The sequence below is a fragment of the Dellaglioa sp. CoH-57-MRSF-17 genome (genome assembly GCF_056782015.1).
In genome coordinates this window covers 1-261 of record NZ_JBXAXY010000154.1, presented here as the reverse complement: position 1 = coordinate 261, position 261 = coordinate 1, and the positions used below count along the sequence as shown (strand labels likewise).

Sequence of the window (261 nt, the reverse complement as noted above, 5' to 3'; positions counted from 1 at the left end):
ACCTTGAACGGTTGGAGCAGACCGAGTTCGGAGAACTTGACGACTTGCTTGTTCTTTACTACGAGCGAGTCCTCGTGAAGGTCTGCGTTCTCACCACTCAGGAACTGGACGTTGACCTTGAAGTCGGGGAACTGGGCGATCACTTGGCCGGTGCCCATCAGCTTGTGAACTACCACGGCACCCATCGCAATACGCGTTTCGCGATCATCCACATTGATTGGGGTGAGGTCCAGAGGGTCTGCGAAACCTGCGATCTCATAC

General features: G+C 54.8%; 1 protein-coding gene. It reads right to left on the bottom strand.

The window, feature by feature from the left end:
- Window positions 1-261: hypothetical protein (locus AC1RPJ_RS08240; RefSeq protein ID WP_481762922.1), on the bottom strand; the 261-nt coding region annotated here is incomplete at both ends.